This is a genomic window from Mucilaginibacter sp. (genome assembly GCF_028288225.1).
In the GTDB taxonomy this organism is placed as follows: domain Bacteria; phylum Bacteroidota; class Bacteroidia; order Sphingobacteriales; family Sphingobacteriaceae; genus Mucilaginibacter.
On the sequence record NZ_JAQBOC010000009.1, the window covers coordinates 1 to 18,271 of the forward strand.

The window sequence follows — 18,271 nt, forward strand, 5'->3', positions numbered from 1 at the left end:
TACGCAATTAAGTAAAGATTTTTACGAAGTAAATAATAAAGCCGAGCCACAAAATAAGGGATATAATTTTAACCAGACTGTACACATGGTTTGGCCAATACCCAATAGTGAAGTCGTTTCTTCAGAAGGTGTTGTAAAACAGAATCCTGGCTATTAATGTGATAACCTATCGTTAAATCAATTCTGGCGGTGCTGCTTCTTCTGTTATTGCAGTGCAGAAAAGTTAAGCCGCCAGTATTAAAAAAAATAGTTATTTGTTAGTTACCAGGTGGTTAATAACGTGCGGGAAACAGTTAAAATAGTTTAGCAACTGACGATGTGATCGTGAAAAAATTATTTATCAATCAGATTTTTTGTAAAAAGGTAATGGTCATCGCCATTCCGTTTATAATTTATTGCTTTAAAACAGAAGCTCATACTTTAAATTCAACAGTTTTCGATAGTTGTTTAAATGTTAGCGGTGATAAGCAAACTGTAAATGTAATTAAGGTTAATTTAAATAAGGTTAAACAAACCATACATAGCTTTGGCGCTTCAGACGCATGGACGGCAAAATTTATAGGCAAATGGGCAGACATAAAAAAGAGAGATAAAATTGCTGATTTGCTGTTCAGTATGGATACAACTGCTGATGGAAATCCTAAAGGTATTGGACTGTCGCTGTGGCGATTTAATATAGGTTCGGGAAGTTTTGAACAAGGTACAGCCAGCAATATACCTGATGAATGGAGAAGAGAGGAGTGTTTTTTAAATAAGAATGAATCGTACGATTGGTCAAAGCAAGGTGGACAACAATGGTTCCTGCAGGCTGCCAGGCAACGAGGCGTAAAATACACCCTCGGATTTTCAATTTCGCCGCCGGTATTTATAACTAAAAATGGAAAGGCCTATAATAGTGAAACTGCCAGCACCCAAATGAATATTAAAGATCATCAGTTAGCGGCTTATGCTGATTTTTTGATTAAAGTAACCAAGCATTTCAAATTTGATTTTTTAAGCCCGGTAAATGAACCTCAATGGACCTGGGGGAAATCAAACGGCGCAGGTCAGGAAGGCACGCAAGCCAAAAACCAGGAGATAGCGTCACTTGTAAAACTAATCTCAAAAAAATTAAAGGAAACCCCTTATCATATTATTATAGGCGAGGCCGGGCAGTGGGACTTTCTTTATGGAAGAAATGAAGATGGAAGAGGCGATCAGATTAATCAGTTTTTTTCACCACATTCGCTAAACTATATTGGTAATTTACCTCATGTTACCCATGCCATTTCTGCACATAGTTATTTTACAACATGTCCTGACACTAATCTAATTAATATAAGGCAGAAAGTAGCAAATAGAATCAATCAGATCGACCCTTCGTTAGCAACCTGGCAAACAGAATTTGGGATACTTGGAAATATATGCGGGCTATATAACGGCGCTCCCAGGAATAATGGCATTGATTATGGCTTGTATGTGGCAAAAGTAATACACCACGATCTTACCATAGCTAATGTAGTTTCATGGCAGTGGTGGTTAGCCATGAGCCCATATAATTATAGTGATGCTTTGATCTATATTAATGCGCCATCTGGGCAAATAAATGTACCTGGGTCAAAAAATGATGGTGAAATAATTGAATCCAAGCAATTGTGGGCTTTAGGTAATTATTCACGCTTTATACGCCCTGGCATGAAGCGGATTGCTGCCTTTATTCAGGGAATTACCGATCCTGTTGTCAGTAATGATAGCTTAATGATTTCTGCCTACAAGGATGAAGCGAATAAAAAACTTGTCTTGGTAATTGTTAATCCAGGTGCAGATGAAAGAATTTTACAGTTAAAAGGTGAAGCACAGCCCATAAATTTTAAAGATAATATATTAAATGCCTATTTAACAAACGAAGAATTCAATTTAAAGAAGACAGTAATTTCAACTTCAAATATTAAAATATCTCCCAAATCAATCATAACGTTGGTAGGGCTTTATGATTAGCTGATCCAGATATGATTTTTTGTTGACTATGCTTTTCTATTACCCCATAAATTCATGTTGTTTATGGAATGAATCAGCTAAACTTTCTTCTAAACAGTTTCTATTAATATAGCAGTTGCTATTGCTCAACGCGTTGAATTTATATGGTGAATAATTAGTAAATGTAGCCAATTTCATTTGGTAGCGTAAATAAAACAATAATGAACACTCCTGTAAATTATATTTATGTTAATGCAAAAACGTTCAGTTTCATAATGCTATTAACATGCTGTATATTATTAATTCCGGTTTTGGCGTGTTCACAATCAACTACTATAATAAACTGCAGGGAAATACTTCCATTAGAAGGTATATGGAAATTTAAACTCGATCCATTTGATACAGGAATTACAGTAACGGTGTTCAGTTAATGCCGCAATTGCCTGAAACTATCACCTTGCCAGGTTCTACCGACCAGGCAGGTAAAGGGTACAAAAACCAAGGGATGACTTCCTTAAGACTAACGCGATTATTTGAATATAAGGGCCCGGCCTGGTATGAAAGGGAAATTGAAATACCAGAGGGGTGGAAGAATAAAGACATTATAATCTTTTTTGAACAGGCGCATTGGGAAACCAGTGTTTGGATAAATAACAAACCCGCAGGTAAGCAAGAAAGTTTGTCTGTTCCTCATCAGTATAACGTATAGCTAAAAGATATTTGTATGTGCTAAAAAAGTATGTACCTGTTACTTTTTGTAACAATTTCGATAATTGGCCGGCGATAAACCCATCAGTTTCTTAAACATTCGTGAAAAATAATAAGGATCATTAAATCCTACTTTAAAACCGATTTCTTTTATAGTAAGATTCGTAAAGTACAAATACTGACAAGATTCCTGTATTTTTAACTGATTAAAATAGTGAATTGGCGATACTCCTGTTTTCTTTTTAAACAGATCAGAATAATGCGAAACGGAATATTTTAAACCGGAAGCTAACTCATTTATAGAATAACATTTATCCAAGTTTTCTTTCATAAACTTTATTGAGCTATTAATCTGATCTGTTGAATAATAGGCAGGATACATCTCCTCATGATAAATGAAAGAGGACAAAAATTGAAGTAATTTTATATTCGTTAATTCTACATTTCGTAAACTAAAGCTATTTTCAAGGATAGAATAGATGAGATTAAATAATTCTATGCGCTGCTGGTCATAAGGAATGGATTTAATAACCGGTTGATGATCAATAAAATATCTGGAGCATAACGCTTCCGCATGCTCTCCTGTAAAATGGATCCAAAAAATACTCCAGGGATCAGCGTGAGAAGTCTTATAACGATGCGGCATGCCTTTAGGAATAATGAAATAGGTATTGGGCGTTAGTTGATATTCTGCTTTACCTAATTTAATATATCCTTTTCCATCTATGCAATAAAGAAGGATATATTGCTGACTGCCGCATTTTCTTTCCCTATCATGATTAATAGCCCGTGGATAATATCCGATATCTGTAAGATAAAGGCTCTTAATCAGCACATTTTTTGCAACATCTCTTTTAATATCAGGTGGCAGAACAATCATTTGCTGGCCTAAAAATCCTTCTTTTATCTTCTTTCGATCTTCTGTAAGATTATCCATTTTTTTAAGTCTTCTTGAATAAATAACTAAACAAATTTATGTTACAATGGTATTTAAAATTGAACTAAGTTGTATCCTTAAGGCCATTTTAATTACGCTAAAGCGATAAATGAGCTTCGGTGAAGATATCTCTAACAAATTGGTGATGAGACAAGTGCTGTTAAATATGTTCAGGAAAATTTGGGCTGAGCAGCAAAAGTGGAAAATTATCTATCTGCTACAGTTAGCATCTATTAATTTGTGTTTAGTATTAACGTTGATTATACTGCTATGTTTTCCTTCACAACCCCGATTAATAGGTACACGAACAATATCAATAACCGTAAGATAAGTCGAGCGAGAATTTCATTTGCATAGATTTTTTTTTGGGTCACGCAATCTCCTAAAGACAAGGTCCGCTTGCTTTAGTTCTTTTAAATAATAGGAAAGGACTTTATTAAAACCTTTTTTGTAAAACAAGAATGTCCATCAAAAACCAAATTACATCCATTGATGCTGCCTCTCGCTTTAGGTAAGATTGTATTACAATTACTAAACAAATTCTTCGTCTTATGAGAAAGTTAAGATTTCTGGCAGTAATATTTTTTGTGCCATTTTCTTTTGTTTCATGTAAAAAGGAAACTGTACCTGTCACCAATACAGATACAACTTCAATTTATAACCTTTTATCGGTTCAAACTGGTGGAAGTATTACAGTAAATATCGGGAGCCCCCAGCAAAAAATTGATCTCATTGGTGCGGGTTGTTATTTTTACAGTGGCCATTTAGTAAATGGCATTACCAATTTTAACGATGCCAGCACCTGGTTGTGGCATGATTTAAATGTGAATGTCTTTAAGATTGTTCTTAGGGCAGATGGCGTTGAAGATGTAAACGATAATAATGATCCTAATTCAACCGACTTTACAAAATTTAATTTTACAGCTAATTCTAATCTTGTAGACCAAATTACCGCTGTTAAAAAAGCTGTTTCAATTAATCCAAATATTAAAGTATGGGTAATTGTGTTATCGCCCCCCAAGTATTTAAAAACAAACAGAAAAGTAATTAATGGCGGTACATTAGATACATCTGTAAGCAATGCTTACAATGAGTTTGGAGAATTTGTTTATGCCCATTTAAAAAATTTAAAGGATAATGGGGTAATTGTCAGTTATGTCAGTTTAATGAATGAACCGGATTATGCTTCTTCAGCGGTTCCTTATGAATCGGCTGAATTTACAACCAGTCAGGCACAGGCTGTTTATACAAATACAGTGAATTGGCTTAAGACTAAGTTACCTGCCGTAAGCATTGCTGTGCCCAAATTTGCTTCGCCTGATTGTATTAGTGTAACAGCTGTAAACAGCTACGTGGCTCCATTAAATGCATCAATGAATATTGATTTTTTTACTACACACCAATATAGTGGCAGTTCTGCCGCTAATTTCTCTTCGGCTTCATCCGCAGCCGGAAGTAAGGGTTTATATATGACCGAGTGGCACGCCGGTTTTGGCATGGGTAGTACTCCAGATGAATTAACAGCGGCACTGGATCTTGTTAATAAATTTCATGACGCCTTCCGTGGTGGTTCAAAAGGCTGGTTATATTTTGAATGGGGCAATCCCGAATCTAACTTCGGTGGACTGCTCTATACCCCATGGGGGGCTGTCGCCCAACGCAAAAAAAACTATTATGTTTATCAGCAATTTACCACTAATTTATTGAATGAAAATTATATTCCAACTACTTTAAGCGGCATAACCAACTTTGGTAATGATAATGTAAGCGCGTTTACCACTGCTAATCGTGCAGACGTTAACGTAGTTAACTGGAATACAGATGCCCAAAACCGTGTTCGCCTATACTTCGGAGGTAATATAAAAACAATAAATATATACCGCACAAGTGCTACAGAAAATAATAGTTTGATATGGAGCCAGAGCAACGTTAACCTAAATTATTATGACGTGGATTATGCGGGCAAATCATTCACAACGGTAAGAGTGACCTGGTAATCAATTGAGAAACAAAACAACCTGATAATCAAATAGAATGAAACAAATTATAACAGAAAAATTTAATAATACCTATATCATAACAATTTCATTTATTTCAGCGCTGGGCGGATACCTTTTTGGTTTTGACTTTGCAGTAATTTCAGGCGCTTTACCATTTCTACGGCCGGAATTTCAGTTGACCGCCTGGTGGGAGGGTTTTCTGACAGGGTCACTGGCCCTGGGTTGTATAGCAGGGTGCCTGATTGCCGGAGAACTGGCCGACCGTTATGGAAGGAAGCCGGGGCTAATGTTTGCGGCTTTAATATTTGCAGTATCCTCATTAGGGATGGCGCTTTCCCATGGCTTAACCATTTTTGTAATGATGCGTTTTGCAGCAGGTATAGGAGTAGGGATGGCTTCTATGCTTAGCCCAATGTATATTGCTGAAATTTCTCCTGCAAAAGTGCGTGGCCGCAATGTTGCCATTAACCAGTTAACCATTGTGATCGGGATACTGGTCACCAATTTAGTAAATTACACATTGGCCGATAAAGGCGTTGAGGCATGGCGATGGATGTTCGGTATGGGAGTGATCCCGGCAGGTTTATTCTTCCTTGGTGTGCTCTGGCTTCCTGAAAGCCCGCGCTGGCTGCTCAAAGCCGGTAAAGAAATGCAGGCAAGGAAAGTATTAAATAAAATCGGCGGCCCTGCTTTTGTAGAAAATACATTCAGTGAGATCCAGGTTTCCCTGCAAGGCATGAGCAAACAATCCTATAAAGCTGTTTTTGCAAAAAGTGTTCGCCCTGCAGTTATTGTGGGTGTTATATTGGCTGTCTTCCAGCAATTATGCGGCATTAATGTCGTATTTAATTATACTTCTACCATATTTGAATCGGTTGGTGCTAACCTTGACCGGCAGTTATTTGAAACAGTATCAATTGGCTTTGTAAACCTCCTTTTTACTGTGGTGGCCATGTGGCAGGTGGATAAACTGGGGCGCAGGCCACTAATGCTCATTGGCTCGCTGGGTCTTTCTATACTATATATTATTCTGGCCCTGTTATTACAATATCAGGCAACAGCCAGTTTAGTTTCTGTATTTGTGCTGCTGGCTATTGCCATGTACGCAACTTCCCTTGCCCCTGTTACCTGGGTATTGATCTCGGAAATTTTTCCTAATAAGATACGTGGAGTTGCCTCATCTGTTGCAATTGTATCTCTTTGGGGGGCTTATTTTATTCTGGTATTTACATTTCCTATCCTGGCAAAGAAGCTTGGTACCTATGGCCCCTTCTACCTGTATGCCGGTATTTGTTTGCTGGGTTTTCTCTTCATAAAGAATAAAGTATATGAAACAAAAGGCAAAACTCTGGAAGAACTTGAACAGAACTTAATCACACATTAATTACAACAAAATAACTTATTTACTTTTATGAGCGAACCATTTGTGAATGTTTGGCAGGAAAGCATAATTATCCCAACTTATGAAACCGGTAAACCTGATAAGAATCCAATGTTCTTTGAAAAACGCGTTTATCAGGGTAGCAGCGGGGTTGTATATCCGAATCCGGTTATTGAAAAAATTTACGATGATAAAAAAGATATAACATATACCGGGCTATTTTTAGAAAACAAATACCTAAAGATTTTGATTTTGCCTGAGTTGGGGGGAAGGGTTCAGATGGCATATGACAAAATTAAACAGCGTCATTTTATTTATTACAACCATGTGATCAAGCCTGCATTGGTTGGATTGTGTGGCCCCTGGATTTCCGGAGGGATAGAATTTAACTGGCCCCAACACCATCGTCCAAGCACTTTTGAACCTACTGATTATACACTCGAGGAAAATGCTGATGGCAGTAAAACGATTTGGATAAATGAGGTAGAGCGAATGTTCCATACAAAAGGAACAGTAGGTTTTACAATTTATCCGGATAAAGCTTATTTGGAGATAAAAGCCAAGTTGTATAACCGGACCAGTTTACCTCAAACCTTTTTATGGTGGGCAAACCCTGCAGTAAAGGTAAATGACCATTATCAATCTGTTTTCCCATCGGATGTTAATGCTGTATTTGATCATGGTAAACGCGATGTTTCTACATTCCCCATCGCCACTGGTACCTATTATAAAGTAGATTACTCGCCAGGCACGGATATTTCATGGTATAAAAATATTCCTGTACCTACTTCTTACATGGCTATCAGGTCTGATTATGATTTCGTAGGCGGATATGAAAATGATACCCAGGCGGGTGTTTTACATATTGCCAATCATCATGTATCACCAGGTAAAAAGCAATGGACCTGGGGGCATAGTGATTTTGGTAAAGCCTGGGACCGCAATTTAACGGATGAAGACGGCCCTTATATTGAGTTGATGACCGGGGTATTTACAGATAACCAGCCTGATTTTAGCTGGTTGATGCCTTATGAAGAAAAATCATTTACGCAATATTTTATGCCTTACCGGGAACTGGGTGTTGTTAAAAATGCAACGAAAGACATTTTGATATATGCAGATACAGCAGGAAGTAAGGTGCATGTAAAGATTTTCGCAACTTCTGTTCAGAAGGCAAATCAAATAAAGATTTATTTCAGAGAAGAACTGATCTTCTCTGAAATATTTGATGTGTCTCCGGAAAACATCTATTATAAAGAAATTACCTCCTTTAAACCAGTTAGTGACAAGGACCTGTTACTGATCATTGAAAATAAAGCCGGTAAAGAGCTTATTCGCTATCAACCTTCAAAAAACCGGAAGAATGAAATTCCCGAACCAGCAAAGGCGGCCTTAAGCCCAAAGGATACTGAAAATAACGAACAATTATTTCTTACGGGGCAGCATTTAGAGCAATACAGACATGCTACTTATAGTCCAACAGATTACTATGAAGAGGCACTGAGAAGAGATCGAAAAGATATAAGGAACAATAACGCGCTGGGAAAATGGTATCTCCGCCGTGGCCAATTTGCAAAAAGCGAACCCTATTTTCAGAAAGCAGTGGAAACACTTACAGAGCGTAATCCGAATCCGTATGAAGGAGAACCTTATTATAATTTAGGATTGTGTTTGAAATTACAGGGAAAAAATGGCGCTTATGATGCCTTTTACAAATCTACCTGGAATAGTGCATGGCAAGACAGCGGTTATTTTTCAGTAGCGCAGCTGGATGTTTCAAAAAGAGATTTTGAGCTTGCACTGGATCACATCAATTTATCCATTGATCGTAATGCCGGAAATAGTAAAGCCAGGGCTTTAAAGGCGACCATTTTAAGAAATCTGAATCGCCCGACAGATGCTTTGTCTGTTTGCGATAGGGCTATAAAACGTGATCTTTTTAACTTGGCGGCCTATTTTGAACAGAGCAGGATATACACACTGCTCGGTAAGTTTGAAGAATCAAAAGCTGCAATAAACAAGTTGTTGAATTTATCGCGTGGATATGTGCACAATTTAATTGAATATGCTTTGGACTATGCGGCAGCAGATTTATACGAAGAGGCCATCTCATTGCTTAGCCTCACCTTAAATGAGCAGGATACTGAAACATATCCCATGGTATTTTATTATTTAGGCTGGTTTCACCAACAATCTGGCAATTATCAGGCAGCCCTAACTTTCTTAGAAAAAGCAGCTGCAGCCAATCCTGATCATTGTTTCCCTAATCGGATAGAAGATGTCAGCGTTTTGAAATCTGCGTTAACACTTAATCCCGGAGATGCCAAAGCGCCTTATTATTTAGGCAATTTGTGGTATGACAAGCGCCAATATGATGATGCAATTGAAATGTGGGAACTTTCCGTAAAACGGAATCATTCTTTTCCTACAGTTTTACGAAATTTAGGCATTGCCTATTTTAATAAACGTAATAACCCGTTAAAAGCCCTTGATTGTTTGGAGAAAGCCTTTGCGCTGGATAAAACAGATGCCCGTATTTTCATGGAACTCGATCAGCTTTATAAGCGTCTGAACACCTTTCCGGAAAAACGTCTTGCATTTCTGGAAGATTATTTAATGCTTACTGAATTTCGGGATGATGTTTACCTGGAACGTGCCGCGTTATATAATTTCCTTGGGCAGCATAAAAAAGCTTATCAACTGATCATGTCCCGTCAATTTCACCCATGGGAAGGAGGGGAGGGAAAAGTTTCAGAACAGTATCTCTACAGTTTGGTTGAAATGGCTAAACAGCATATCCAAAACCAGGAATACCAGGAAGCAATTGATAAATTACAGAAAGCGCAGGAATACCCATATAATCTTGGAGAAGGAAAGCTCTTTGGTGCTCAGGAAAATGATATATTTTATTGGCTGGGAATTGCCTGTGAAGGGTTAAGCGAAAAAGAAACTGCCCGTCAATACTTTGAAGATGCAACCAGGGGTTTAGCTGAACCTTCTGCGGCTATGTTTTATAATGACCAGCAGCCGGATAAGCTATTTTATCAGGGTTTAGCCTGGGCAAAGTTAAACCAAAAGGAAAAGGCCGCTATGATCTTTCAAAAGCTTATAGATTATGGCAACACACATTTGGACGAGCAGGTGAAGATTGATTATTTTGCTGTATCCCTTCCAGATATGCTGATTTTTGAAGCTGATTTAACGGTCAGAAATCATATTCACTGCCTTTATATGATGGGGCTTGGTTATTTGGGGCTTGAAGATTTGGGCAAAGCCAGATCTGAATTTGAACAGGTTTTAAAACAAGATGCCATGCATTTCGGATCCAAAACACATCTTCCAACAGAAAAAGAAACGTCTATTTAATAAGCAGGCGGCATAAAGTCAAAAAATGACATGATGTTAAAGAAGGTCCTGAGTTATGCGTTTATCATGGTTGATAAGCTTAAAGATGCTGAAGGAACTTTTATAATTTAAAGTCTAAAAACAACACGATGATAATTAAACAAATAGTAACAGGATTTTTGAAAATACTTATCGTAGGTGGTTTGTGTTTTGCGGTTTTACAAAGCAAGGCGCAGCAACAAATTTCTCTTGCCGGGAAATGGACTGTTAAACTTGATTCGCAGAATGTAGGTTTACAGCAAAAATGGTACAGCCAAAAATTTGAAGAAACCATTCAGTTGCCGGGTACACTGGATGATGCCGGTATGGGTAAACAAACAAACCTTACCGCTGATAAGTTAACCAGGGAAGTGGTACTTGAATTAACAAGAAAGCATTCTTATATAGGATCTGCCTGGTATTCAAAAGAAGTACAGATTCCACAAAACTGGAAGGATAAAAATATTACTCTTTTTTTAGGAAGAGTAATATGGAATACCCGAATCTGGATTGATGGCCGCGAAGCCGGTTCAGATGAAAGTTTAAGTGTGCCACAGCGCTTTAATCTGAGTACCTTACTTCAGCCAGGAAAACACCGGGTCACCATCCGCATTGACAATACTAAGCAATATGACATTAGCCATAGAGATATGGCACATGCTTATACTGATGGCACACAGATCATCTGGAATGGAGTAATTGGCAAAATTAGCCTTATTGCCCGTAATAAGGTGCAAATTAATACCATACAAACCTATCCTGATGTAAAAAATGCTTCCGTCACAGTATCTACAAGTTTTGAAAATTATCTTAATCATTCTGTTAGCAAAGTTTTCAGGCTAAGAATATTCGAAAAGAATAAAAAACTGGTTTATGATAAAAAGGTTGCTTTAAATATTTCTCCGGGAGAGAATAAAAAGGACCTAAAGATAAGTTTAGGTAAAAAGGCCTTGTTATGGGACGAATTTAACCCTGATTTATATAAGGTTAGCGCAGAGATCAGAGATGAATATGGAATTCAGGATGCACAAACCACAACTTTTGGTATGCGTGAGATCACTCATGAACAGAATGTGTTGCGCGTTAATGGTCGACAGATTTACTTAAGAGGAACGCTTGAATGTGATATTTTTCCGTTAACCGGACATCCGCCAATGGATAAAAATGGCTGGTTGAAAGTGTTTAATACAGCAAAGGAGTACGGCCTTAACCATATCCGCTTTCATTCCTGGTGCCCTCCTGAACCTGCATTTGAAGTAGCAGATTCTTTAGGCTTTTACCTGCAGGTAGAACTTCCTTTGTGGAGTAAAGAATCAGGTAATGAAGCAAAAACAAATAAGTTTATAGCTGATGAGGCATTCCGTATTAGTAAAGAATATGGTAACCATCCTTCATTTTGCTTATGGTCATTGGGCAATGAACTTGAGGGAGATTTTAACTGGCTGACAAAATTACTGCTTGAGCTAAAGGCCAGGGACACCAGACATTTATATACCACCACTACCATGTCCTTCCAAAAAGATCATGGGGTCTGGCCAGAACCAAATGATGAATTTTTTATTACTCAATATACCAAAAAAGGATGGGTAAGGGGTCAGGGAATATTTAATACTTATTCTCCAAATTTTTCAACAGATTATACTAAGGCTCTTGCAGGAATGCCTGTTCCGATGATTACCCACGAGATGGGACAATATTCAGTTTATCCAAACCTGGACGAGATCAAAAAATACACGGGTGTATTAGATCCGCTTAATTTTAAAGCGATACGAAATGATCTTCAAAAAAAGAATATGCTTGAGCTGGCACCTGATTTTACATTGGCCAGTGGTAAGTTTTCGGCTAATTTATATAAAGAAGAAATAGAGCGGAACCTTAAAACCAAGGGGATGAGTGGCTTCCAGTTATTGGATCTGCATGATTTTCCAGGGCAGGGAACAGCACTGGTAGGTATTTTAGATGCTTTCTGGGATAGTAAAGGCCTGATCGCTCCTCGGGAACATCGCATGTATTGTGCTCCGGTGGTGCCTTTAATCCGCTTTTCAAAAGCTGTATATACCAATACAGAACAATTTGAAGCGGAAGCTGAAATAGCCAATTTTAGTAACAGGGAGTTGAAAAATATTTCAACTGCCTGGATTGTCAAAAACGAACAAGGCAAAACACTTTTTAATGGTGTATTAAACAATACAGATGTTGCGGTTGGTAATGGCATAAGTTTGGGTAAATTTGGCTTTAGCCTGAAAAATATAGTAAAGGCTGAAGAGCTAACCATACAGATGGAGCTTAAAGGTACTACTTATAAAAATACCTGGAACATTTGGGTATACCCTGAAAAAATAGCAGACAATTATAAAGAAGTGACGTTTACAACCTCACTTAAAGAGGCATTAAGCTATTTAAATGAAGGTAAAACGGTGCTGCTGAATCCTGATACTATAAATATTATAGGCGTAAAAGGTCGTTTTGCCCCGGTATTCTGGAGTCCTGTACATTTTCCGAACCAGCCGGGAACGATGGGGATCCTGTGTGATCCAAAGCATCCTGCTTTATCAAATTTTCCTACCGAATTTTATAGCAACTGGCAATGGTGGGACCTGATTACTTCATCAAAAACAATGATTATAGATTCCCTGCCGGCAATGAGGCCTATTGTAAGAGTGATTGATAATTTTTATCAGAATCGTAAAATGGCCAATGTACTGGAAGCTAGAGTAGGCAAAGGTAAACTGATTCTTACCTCAATGGATATTTCACATAATTTAGGTAAAAGGCCGGTGGCCAGGCAGCTTCGTTACAGTTTGGAGCAATACATGAGCAATAAGGATTTCGCCCCTGCCGTTGAATTAAATGCCAGGCAGTTAGCGTATTTAGTGAATGAAAAATCAAATTGAACCCATTAATAATATGATCAGCAAATCCCGAATAATTTTTATCTGCTCATTTATATTCATTTTGCCTGGCTTTCATCTTAGTGCACAAAAAGGAAATGAGCTAAAGCCTAAAGCGTGGCTACTGAAAAAGATAGATGAAAGTCTGGATGAATCAGCTAAGCAATACCTGTACCTGATGAAGCAATTGCCCCCAGAACGCTTTCCGGTAACTTATTATGAGAAGAACAAAGAATTGTTTACCAGCGGACCCGAACCCTGGTTAGCAGGGTTTTATCCGGGAGTGCTTTTATATCTTTATGAATCAAAGGGAAATGTTGTACTGTACAATGAGGCATTAAGAAAAATGAAGGCAATAGAGAAAGAACAGTATAATAAAACAACGCACGACCTGGGGTTTATGATGTATTGCTCCTTTGGAAACGCGGAAAGAATAGCCCCTAAGCCGGAATATAAAAGTATCCTCGTTAACAGCGCCAGGTCGCTTTCCACACGTTTTAACCAGCAGGTGGGCTGTATTCGTTCCTGGGGTTCGGGGCCATCGCAGTTTATGGTTATTATAGACAATATGATGAATTTAGAGCTTCTTTTTGCCGCAACGCGCATAACCGGCGATTCCTCTTATTATAAAATAGCTGTAACGCATGCCAATACAACCATGAAGAACCATTTTCGTCCGGATTACAGCTCCTATCATTTGGTTATATATGATCCCGAAACAGGGGCAGTCATCAAAAAGCAAACCGTTCAGGGCGCTGCTGATGAATCAGCCTGGGCAAGAGGGCAAGCATGGGGCTTATATGGCTATACAATGATGTACCGTGAAACAAAAGATCCAGAATACCTGGCGCAGGCTAACCATATTGCGGCGTTCATTTTAAATCATCCCAATTTGCCTAAAGACAAAATTCCTTATTGGGATTTTAATGCGCCTCAAATTCCCAATACGGCCAGGGATGCATCAGCCGGCGCAATTATCTGTTCGGCGCTCATTGAGCTGGCCGGGTATGCGCCGTCAAACGTCGGAAAGGTTTATCTGAAGGCAGCTGAAACTATGCTTGCCTCTTTATCTTCTCCCGCCTACCGGGCCTCTGCAGGCGAAAATGACGGATTTGTGTTGAAACATGGTACGGGTAATTTCCCCAAAAACTCTGATATCGATGTCCCTCTCATCTACGCCGATTACTATTATGTAGAGGCAATGCTTCGCTATAAAAACCTGCAGGTTAAATGAGATTAAAAACAGTTGCGGGAATATGATAAAATAATATTTATGCTTAGAAAGATTTTTTTTGCCGGCATTCTGTTATTCATAGTACCTGGTACTATGCAGGCGCAAACAGATACTATACTTAACCGGTATAAGCAATATTTATTTGCCAGCGTTGATACCGGGGCGAACATAAGGCAACTGGCGGCTTCCATTAGCGCAACAACGCACCAGTGGAATGATATTAATTACAGTGACACCGAGCCAGCCAATTGGCAACCCTTAACCCATTTGAAAAGGGTTCGGGACCTTGCTTTGGCCTGGGCAAATCCTAAATCTGCCCTTTACCATCGGCAACCCGTATGGACAGCAATAAATTATGGTTTAAATCATTGGCTCGAAAAAAAATATAAAAGTTCAAACTGGTGGCATAATGAAATTGGAGTTCCGCAATGTATGCGGGATATCATTATACTGTTAAGATCGGATTTATCTGCCCAAAGTTTAAATAAATCAATGAAAGTGCTTGCGCAATATCGCATCCAAAATAATGGCGTCGGCGCAAACTTGATCTGGAGTGCAGATCTTGGATTTCATTATGCTGCGCTAACCGGCAATGATGCGTTGATGCAAAAATGTATTGATCTTATGCTGAAAGAAATTAAAATCACCACGGGTGAAGGAGTACAGCCGGACTATAGTTTTCACCAGCATGGTGCTCGTTTACAAATGTACCAATATGGTAAGGCTTTTCTCTGGGATAACGTACGCCTTGCCTGGCAGGTAAGAGAGACAAAATTTGCTTTTCCGGAAGGAAAGATAAAAATATTAGAGGAATTTGTTCTAAACGGCTGGCAATGGATGGCCAGGGGTATTCATACGGTTCCCGGTACTATGGACCGTTCTTTAAGCCGGACTGATGAACTTAATAGCGCAGATATTCGTAAACTAATTCCATATTTAACAGTATTGAGCCAGCCGGCAAACAATCAGTTTAAAACAACAAGCCTTCTACAGGATGGTAAAATTTCATTAGAAGGTTATCGTTTTTATCCTTATTCTGATTTCACAGCTTATCAGCAAAAAGATTTCAGTTTTTTTCTGAAAACCATTTCATCACGTACACTCGTTACAGAGTCTATCAATAATGAAAACTTAAAAGGGTATTTATTGAATAGTGGTGATGCTTATCTGATCCGGGACGGGAATGAATATTTTAACCTGATGCCAGTATGGAACTGGTTGCATCTGCCAGGAATAACGGCCTTTAAGGGGGCAGCCAAAATTAACAGAAGGCCTTTTACAGGCGCAGTAAGCAACGGACGAAGCGGCTTAACTGTAATGGATTATCAATTAGAGGACAGTACCGGGCAAAAGCAAATTTTCGCCCATAAATCTTGGGTCAGCCATGGTAACCTGGTGGTGTGTTTAATTGCCGGTTTATCTGCACAGCAGGTAAATAGCCCGGTTTATACCACGCTTGACCAAAGCCGCTGGAGAGGAAAAGTTACGGTAAATGATCCGGACAACGTTTTAAAAGCAGGTAATCATCAATTAAATAATGTAAAATGGATTCACCATGCAGGTTTTGCCTATATTCCCTTAGCCCCTGCTACTATCAATTTAAAATTGGGTGTAGTTTCCGGAAACTGGAAGTCTATAAATTCATCGCTCTCATCCCAAACCATTCAGGATAGCGTATTTATGCCGGTGCTCAATCACGGATCAACTCCTTCGGGTTTGAATACCGGTTATGTTCTTGCTTATTGTAAAACCGCGAAAGAAGCTGAAAAACTTGCCAACCGGCCCCTATGTAATATTATACATAATGATTCAAATTGCCAGGCAGTACAATTTAATGATGGAACTATCATGGCTGCTTTCTTTTCGCCAGGTACAATGCTGATTAGGAATGAAGAGTTGTCAGTGGATAACCCGTGTCTGATTATGATTTCTGACAATAATATTTACGCAAGCAATCCTGCGCACAGCGCAATTAATGTACAGTTAAAATGGGGTAATAAAGTATTCGGATTACAATTAAATGAAAATGGTTCTTCAGCGATGAGGAAGGCAAGGTAAGTTATACCTGTGTTATATTATAGTTTGGTTGGTTTGCCGATAGGCGATGGGGGTTTGGTTAAATGCCGCTTTGAAAGTTTTATAAAAATGCCCCAGGTTTGTAAACCCGCAATCGTTACAAATAACTTTTATGGGGGCATTGGTCATTGAAAGTTGTTTTGCAGCAAAAGCCATCCGTAGTTCGGTGACCAGTTCAGAAAGTGTTTTGTTATACGAAGCACGAACAACCCTGTTTACATGGTCTATGTTTTTTTCGCAAATAGCCGCAAACCCATTAATTCCCTGTTTAAATAATGGGGGTGAGGCATATTCCTGAATTGCACTGCTAAGCCAGGCTGGTATTTGATTATTTACCGCCAGGTCTTTGTTAGCCCCGATTAAGCCGAAAATGAAAAGCAATAAGCTATCAAGATAAAATTTAGATTTTTTATAATTCCAGGTCTTTTCTGCTTTTTGGGAGATTTGCTTTATTAAGGTCATATCCATTAAAGTGTGATATGGTAGGATTGTATTTATCCAGAAATAAGACTGAAAATCGGCAAAATACCGGTTTCTAAAGTAATCTAATGTTTCTGTCTGAAAAGCCAGGTTCATCACCGTAAGGCCTGCGCTGGAAGACGCAAATGTATGCTCATCATCAGGACGTATCATTACCAAACTACCAGGGCTTAAAGGCATTTTTTTACCGTTGATGATATGATAACCGTTCCCATTCTCAATCCAGAATATTTCCGCATAATCATGGCAATGAAGGGACAGGTCATAATGCGAGTGAATGGTAACCCGTGCAATATGAAATGAATCTTCATCACCTATAAATTGTCGTAAACAAAACTGGGTCTTCATCAGTCAAATTTACTATAATATAGCAGAATTGTTTATTGTTTTAAATAGATACGCCCATGCAGCCGTTTTCTTTGGTTGCTTCGTCTATAGCCAGCCAGATAGTGACAATGCCGTCAAAGTTATTAAACCGGCCTTCCCTGTAAGCACTATCCTCATAGCGGCAGCCATTAAATATATTCAAAGACCCATCATAGCTTAAAGTGTAAAATTATCTATTCTTTAAGACGTATAATCCATTTTTAATGCTGTATTTGTCTCCTAAGTTTGACCAGTGAACAACAGAATGGATTATCAGAGCTTCTTAAAAAAATGATGATGTATGCGGCTGCTTAATTATATCAAAAAGGCTTTATCAATAGGTGTTATTTTATTGTTTGCCGGTAAAATTTTTTCTGCTTATGCGGCAGAACTTAGTAAAAGCTGTTTACATATCAATAAATCCACCCGTTTGACCACCTACATTAGTAATGAAGACACATCATATCTATCAGTCATTATTAAAGAACTGCAAAAAAAATGGCCTGCAAACAGGAACGTTAATTTAGTATTTCATGGACACAGCGTTCCAAGTGGGTATTTTCGGACTCCCAATGTCAACACATTTGAGTCTTACCCCTTTTTACTATTAAGGAAACTGAATGAAAAGTATCCTTATGCAGTAATTAATATCATCAAAACATGTATAGGCGGCGAAAACTCAGAACAAGGTGCCAAAAGATTTAAAAAAGACGTTTTGAACTATAAGCCAGATGTAATATTTATTGATTATGCTTTAAATGATCGTTACATAGGACTTAGTAGGGCAAAAACCGCCTGGGAAAAGATGATTAAAAAAGCATTAAAGTCAAAAATAAAAATAGTGTTACTTACACCAAC

Annotated in this window: 13 protein-coding genes; 10 read left to right on the forward strand and 3 right to left on the reverse strand. The window is 38.4% G+C overall.

Going from position 1 to position 18,271, the window contains the following annotated elements; translation table 11 throughout:
* The 3 genes from JWQ54_RS29110 to JWQ54_RS02705 all read left to right on the forward strand — a co-directional run.
* Positions 1 to 157, forward strand: a 157-nt coding sequence (locus JWQ54_RS29110; protein WP_367187076.1) for a RagB/SusD family nutrient uptake outer membrane protein, incomplete at its 5' end; no start/stop codon positions are given.
* Positions 158 to 324: 167 nt separating this feature from the next.
* Complete coding sequence (locus tag JWQ54_RS02700) at positions 325 to 1,977, forward strand: glycoside hydrolase (protein ID WP_299579809.1); 1,653 nt, start codon at positions 325 to 327, stop codon at positions 1,975 to 1,977.
* Between the two features lie 409 nt (positions 1,978 to 2,386).
* Entirely contained in the window at positions 2,387 to 2,665 is a 279-nt protein-coding gene (locus JWQ54_RS02705) for a sugar-binding domain-containing protein (protein ID WP_299579812.1), read from the forward strand.
* Between the two features lie 39 nt (positions 2,666 to 2,704).
* On the opposite strand, the gene JWQ54_RS02710 is transcribed toward JWQ54_RS02705, so the two are convergent.
* A complete protein-coding gene (locus tag JWQ54_RS02710; RefSeq protein ID WP_299579814.1) occupies positions 2,705 to 3,601 on the reverse strand; it encodes an AraC family transcriptional regulator in 897 nt (298 codons plus the stop codon).
* A 551-nt stretch (positions 3,602 to 4,152) separates the two neighbouring features.
* On the opposite strand from JWQ54_RS02710, the gene JWQ54_RS02715 reads away from it, so the two are divergent.
* From JWQ54_RS02715 to JWQ54_RS02740, 6 genes are all read left to right on the forward strand, one after another.
* A complete protein-coding gene (locus tag JWQ54_RS02715) occupies positions 4,153 to 5,598 on the forward strand; it encodes a hypothetical protein (RefSeq protein ID WP_299579817.1) in 1,446 nt (481 codons plus the stop codon).
* Positions 5,599 to 5,635: 37 nt separating this feature from the next.
* Positions 5,636 to 6,985 (forward strand): sugar porter family MFS transporter, encoded by a 1,350-nt coding sequence (locus JWQ54_RS02720; protein ID WP_299579820.1) that lies wholly within the window; start codon positions 5,636 to 5,638, stop codon positions 6,983 to 6,985.
* Between the two features lie 27 nt (positions 6,986 to 7,012).
* Entirely contained in the window at positions 7,013 to 10,348 is a 3,336-nt protein-coding gene (locus JWQ54_RS02725) for a DUF5107 domain-containing protein (RefSeq protein WP_299579823.1), read from the forward strand.
* A 128-nt stretch (positions 10,349 to 10,476) separates the two neighbouring features.
* Positions 10,477 to 13,260: a sugar-binding domain-containing protein gene (locus JWQ54_RS02730; protein WP_299579826.1), complete on the forward strand. Its 2,784-nt coding sequence runs from the start codon at positions 10,477 to 10,479 to the stop codon at positions 13,258 to 13,260.
* The gene (locus JWQ54_RS02735) at positions 13,244 to 14,491 is read left to right on the forward strand and encodes a glycoside hydrolase family 88 protein (protein ID WP_299579829.1); all 1,248 of its coding nucleotides are present in this window, start codon (positions 13,244 to 13,246) and stop codon (positions 14,489 to 14,491) included. The genes JWQ54_RS02730 and JWQ54_RS02735 overlap by 17 nt, the downstream gene beginning before the upstream one ends.
* A gap of 39 nt (positions 14,492 to 14,530) precedes the next feature.
* Positions 14,531 to 16,549: a polysaccharide lyase family 8 super-sandwich domain-containing protein gene (locus JWQ54_RS02740; RefSeq protein WP_299579832.1), complete on the forward strand. Its 2,019-nt coding sequence runs from the start codon at positions 14,531 to 14,533 to the stop codon at positions 16,547 to 16,549.
* A 12-nt stretch (positions 16,550 to 16,561) separates the two neighbouring features.
* Here JWQ54_RS02740 and JWQ54_RS02745 read toward each other — a convergent pair whose 3' ends face one another.
* Together JWQ54_RS02745 and JWQ54_RS02750 are read right to left on the reverse strand one after the other, a co-directional pair.
* On the reverse strand, positions 16,562 to 17,395 hold the full coding sequence (locus tag JWQ54_RS02745; RefSeq protein ID WP_299579835.1) for an AraC family transcriptional regulator: 834 nt from the start codon (positions 17,393 to 17,395) through the stop codon (positions 16,562 to 16,564).
* Between the two features lie 40 nt (positions 17,396 to 17,435).
* Positions 17,436 to 17,576 (reverse strand): phytanoyl-CoA dioxygenase family protein, encoded by a 141-nt coding sequence (locus JWQ54_RS02750; protein WP_299579838.1) that lies wholly within the window; start codon positions 17,574 to 17,576, stop codon positions 17,436 to 17,438.
* Positions 17,577 to 17,714: 138 nt separating this feature from the next.
* On the opposite strand from JWQ54_RS02750, the gene JWQ54_RS02755 reads away from it, so the two are divergent.
* A partial coding sequence (locus JWQ54_RS02755; protein WP_299579841.1) for a GDSL-type esterase/lipase family protein occupies positions 17,715 to 18,271 on the forward strand: 557 nt, incomplete at its 3' end.

Excerpts from the sequence above, each read along its gene's own strand:
- JWQ54_RS02705 (WP_299579812.1), top strand. The coding sequence starts at position 2,387 with ATGCCGCAATTGCCTGAAACTATCACCTTGCCAGGTTCTACCGACCAG.
- JWQ54_RS02710 (WP_299579814.1), bottom strand. The coding sequence starts at position 3,601 with ATGGATAATCTTACAGAAGATCGAAAGAAGATAAAAGAAGGATTTTTA.
- JWQ54_RS02715 (WP_299579817.1), top strand. The coding sequence starts at position 4,153 with ATGAGAAAGTTAAGATTTCTGGCAGTAATATTTTTTGTGCCATTTTCT.
- JWQ54_RS02720 (WP_299579820.1), top strand. The coding sequence starts at position 5,636 with ATGAAACAAATTATAACAGAAAAATTTAATAATACCTATATCATAACA.
- JWQ54_RS02725 (WP_299579823.1), top strand. The coding sequence starts at position 7,013 with ATGAGCGAACCATTTGTGAATGTTTGGCAGGAAAGCATAATTATCCCA.
- JWQ54_RS02730 (WP_299579826.1), top strand. The coding sequence starts at position 10,477 with ATGATAATTAAACAAATAGTAACAGGATTTTTGAAAATACTTATCGTA.
- JWQ54_RS02735 (WP_299579829.1), top strand. The coding sequence starts at position 13,244 with ATGAAAAATCAAATTGAACCCATTAATAATATGATCAGCAAATCCCGA.
- JWQ54_RS02740 (WP_299579832.1), top strand. The coding sequence starts at position 14,531 with ATGCTTAGAAAGATTTTTTTTGCCGGCATTCTGTTATTCATAGTACCT.
- JWQ54_RS02745 (WP_299579835.1), bottom strand. The coding sequence starts at position 17,395 with ATGAAGACCCAGTTTTGTTTACGACAATTTATAGGTGATGAAGATTCA.